Annotated in this window: 4 protein-coding genes; 1 reads left to right on the top strand and 3 read right to left on the bottom strand. The window is 71.0% G+C overall.

Features of this window, described 5'->3' with window-relative positions; genetic code table 11:
- Positions 1–698 (top strand): ABC transporter permease (locus VFZ20_RS02915; protein WP_329682324.1); only part of this gene is annotated, 698 nt, incomplete at its 5' end.
- 77 nt (positions 699–775) lie between these two features.
- Here the strand turns inward: VFZ20_RS02915 and VFZ20_RS02910 are convergent.
- From VFZ20_RS02910 to VFZ20_RS02900, 3 genes are all read right to left on the bottom strand, one after another.
- Positions 776–1,333, bottom strand: a complete 558-nt coding sequence (locus tag VFZ20_RS02910; protein WP_329682323.1) for an NYN domain-containing protein — start codon at positions 1,331–1,333, stop codon at positions 776–778.
- 481 nt (positions 1,334–1,814) lie between these two features.
- Complete coding sequence (locus tag VFZ20_RS02905; protein ID WP_329682322.1) at positions 1,815–2,585, bottom strand: L,D-transpeptidase; 771 nt, start codon at positions 2,583–2,585, stop codon at positions 1,815–1,817.
- Between the two features lie 160 nt (positions 2,586–2,745).
- Positions 2,746–3,701: hypothetical protein (locus tag VFZ20_RS02900; protein ID WP_329682321.1), on the bottom strand; the 956-nt coding region annotated here is incomplete at its 5' end.

The following is a 3,701-nucleotide window of genomic DNA, read 5'->3' as shown; positions in this document are numbered from 1 at the left end:
AGTTCCTGAGCGGGCGCCGCGTGCTGCTGATGGTGGCGCTGGCCGCCCTGCCCGTGCTGCTGGCGCTGCGGCAGGGAGGCACGGAGCCCAAGGTGATCGTGGAGGGCTTCGCCAAGCTGTACCAGATGCTCATCCTGGGCGTGCTGCTGCCCATCGTGGGGCTCATCCTGGGCACCAGCGTGTTCGGGGCGGAGGTGGACGACGGCACCATCACCTACGTGCTGGGCAAGCCCGTGGCACGCTGGCGCATCGTGCTCACGCGCATCGTGGCGGCGGGCGCGGCCACGGCGGCCGTGCTGGTGCCGTCCACGCTGGCGGCGGCCCTGGTGGGGCTGCGCGGGGCCAATGCGCCCGGCGTGGCGTGGGCGTGCACGGCGGCCGTGGCCATCGGCTCGTTCCTGTACGCGGCCCTGTTCGTGGCGTTCAGCCTGAGCACGCGGCGGGCGCTGGTGGCGGGGCTGGCGTACGTGGTGCTGTGGGAAGGCTCGCTCAGCAACACGTTCGGGGGCAGCCGGGCGCTGAGCATCCGCCAGTACACCATGTCCTTCGCGGAGTGGATGGCCGGCACGTCCGGCGAGGCCATCAACGCGCGGCTGGAGCCGGGGGTGGCGCTGGCCATGGCCGCGACGGTCGCCGTGCTGGCCACGTTGTACGCCATCCGTCGCCTGCGCCGCTTCGAGATCGGCGAAGCCGTGTGATGGCGGGCAGATTCGCCTGATGCAGAACGGGCCTCCCCGGCGACTGCCGCGGGAGGCCCGGTTCGTTTTGGATAGGATCAGCGCGGCCCCAGCGAGCAGGTGCGCAGGAACCTGTCATCCAGCGCGTACCGGTCGTCGGCCAGCTCCGCGAGACGGGTGATGTGCGCCTGCGCGGGCAGGTAGCACCACACCACCCGCTTGCCGCGCGCCTGCACGGCCTGGATGGCCCGTACGTAGTCCGTGTCGCCCGCCACGAGCATGGCCACGTCGAAGCGCTCCTCGTACGCGCCCACGACCATGTCCACGGCGAGGTTCACGTCCGTCTCCTTTTCCACGTGGTACGGGCGGCCGTCCCGGTCCCTGCGTTTTTCATGGCGTCCAAGCACCAGCTCGATTCGCCGGCTGCGCCGCAGTTCCTCGAAGAACCGTTGCTGTCCGTGATACGTGGCGCTGCGGACATCCGGGTGCGGCGACGTGTAGTAGCGCAGCTTGCCAAAGTGGTAGCCGCGCGCGAGCCGCGTGGCGAGCAGGTTGAGGTCCAAGCGGAAGAAATACCCGCCGTCCCTGCGCGCCAGGAGAAAGTTCGTGCCGTCCACGAAGATCTCAAGCAGCGGCGCTGACGAGGTGCTGGACATAGCGCAAAGAAAACGGGGATGCACGAGCGCTCGTGCATCCCCACGTGTACCCACACTGCCCGCAGGCAGGGGGCGGTCCAGCGCTCGGAGTATACAGCCGCGGCGCTGGTACGTCAAGGGGAGAGAGCGGCGGAAGTAAACAACGCGGGGAGCCCGCGCCGGATACCTTCCTGCTCCCCCACGATATCCGCGCGTGCCCCGGAACTCCAAGCCGCCACCCGCCAGGAATCGAACGGGTTCTCGCGCCTGACCGGCGCAGAGCAATCCATTGCAAATGCTAGAGATACGACATGAATCGGAACGTATCATCCATCGCTGGTCACATGAACTGTACGCGCGGTGGCCGATTGCTGCGGCCCAGCGCTCCGAAGGCGACCGGTATGATCCGGCTGATGAGACCGTGGTTTGAACCCGATACCAAGTAAACAGCCCGGAAGAGCGGCGATGCTCTCCCGGGCTGTCTCGTCTGCGTCGATCCGGCTCAGTTGCCCGACTTGGATTTCGACTTCTCCGTGTCCGATCCGCCGCTGTCGTCGTCGGAGCCGGAGGAGCCGCCGGAGTCCTCGCCGGAGACGATGCGGATGGGGATGGGATTGGGGATCGCCACCTCCACCCGCTCGCGCCGGTTCTGCCGCGTCTGCTGAAAGAACGACTCGTCGCGCCGGGCGCCGCCGGCCTCCATCACCATGCGCGCCAGCTCGCGCGCCGTCTCGTTGGCGATGCGGATGGAGCCGTGCGACTCGGCCTTGCCCAGCGACTCCGGCTCGTTGGTGCCGTGGATGCTGCGCGGCGCATCGTACACCAGCTGCGCCACGCCCAGCGGGTTCTCGGGGTCGCCCGGCTCCTTGACCTCCTCGTCCCTGGCCCACGACTCCTCCTGCGGCGGCGTCCAGCGTGGGTTGAACACCACCTGCCCGATCGTCCACTCGCCCGTGCGCGTGGGCCACTCGCGCATTCCCACGGCCACCTTGTGCGTGGCGATGCGCTGGTCGTTGCGGTACACGTACAGCTCGCGCTCGTCCACGTTCACCTCCAGCCGCAGGTCCGGCGGCGGGGGAGCGGGCGTAGCCGGCTGGGCCGCGGGCTGCGCCGGCTGCTGGGCCGCGCCCGGGGCCGGCGTCTGCTGCGACTGCGCCGTGGATGCCTGTCCCTCGCTCTCGTCCGTCTTGTCCTGGACCACGCAGCCACCCAGCGCCAGGAGCGCCGCGCCGCACGCCATCATCATCGATCGCCTGAAATCCATCGTCATCATCTGCCCTCCGGGTTGCGGTTCGGGGCGCCGGCCGGAGCAAGGAGCGTGCACAAACGTTTCCACGGCGCGGAGATCGGCGGATCCCGCCCATGCGAAACGGGGCGCCCTCCGCGAGAGCGCCCCGTCGTCCATCCGCCATCGGCCATCCGTGCTCCGTCCGCTACTGGGCCCAGGTCAGGCCGCCGGAGACGGGGCCGGGGGACGGGCGGTTGTTCAGCGTGTTGTCGCCCAGCTGGCCCTGCGCGTTGTAGCCCCAGCAGCGCGCCTCGCCGTCCTGCGTGACGCCGCAGGTGTGATAGTCGCCGCCGTCCAGCGACGCCCACAACGCGCCCCCCGCGACGGCCACGGGCGCGACGGCGTCGTCGCTCGTGCCGTCGCCGACCTCGCCCGTGTTGTTGTAGCCCCAGCAGTAGGCGGCGCTCCCCGTGGTTATGCCGCACGCCGTGGCGCGGCCGGCCGACACGCGCAGCCACGCCAGCCCGCCGGAGACCGGCGCGGGCGTGACGGAGGCGCCCGCCGCGCCGTTGCCCAGCTGCCCGGCGTCGTCCGCACCCCAGCACAGGGCCACGTTGAGCGAGGTGACGCCGCAGCTGAAGTTTTCGCCGGCGCTCACGTGGCGCCACGAGTGGTCGCCCGCCACCAGCATGGGCCGCGCGGCGGGCGTGCCCGCGCCGCCGCCCAGCTCGCCCTCCGCGTCGTCGCCCCAGCAGTAGGCGGCGCCGCCGCGCGTGACGCCGCAGCTGTGGTCCGTCCCCGCGTCCACCGTGGCCCACTTGCGCCCGCCCAGCACCTGCGCCGGCAGGGCGACGACGGTGCTGTCGCCCGCGCCCACCTCGCCGTGCGTGCCGTCGCCCCAGCAGTAGGCGTCCATGTCCGTCGTCACGCCGCAGGTGTGGCCCGCGCCGGCGTCGACCATCAGCCACGACTGCCCGCCCGGAACCAGGACGGGCGTGGCGCTGTCCTCCGGGTTCTCGTTGCCCAACTGGCCCGTCTGGTTGTCGCCCCAGCAGTACGCCTCGTTGTCCGTGGTGATGCCGCACGTGTGGTATCTCCCGGCGCTGAGCGTGCGCCAGAAGTGGCCGCCGCCCACCACGGCCGGCACGCTGACCCCCATGC

This window comes from Longimicrobium sp. (genome assembly GCF_036280135.1).
GTDB lineage: Bacteria > Gemmatimonadota > Gemmatimonadetes > Longimicrobiales > Longimicrobiaceae > Longimicrobium.
This window is presented reverse-complemented; position numbering and strand designations above follow the sequence as displayed.

Bases quoted from the DNA above. Each gene is read 5' to 3' on its own strand.
- VFZ20_RS02910 (WP_329682323.1), bottom strand. From the start codon at position 1,333: ATGTCCAGCACCTCGTCAGCGCCGCTGCTTGAGATCTTCGTGGACGGC.
- VFZ20_RS02905 (WP_329682322.1), bottom strand. From the start codon at position 2,585: ATGATGACGATGGATTTCAGGCGATCGATGATGATGGCGTGCGGCGCG.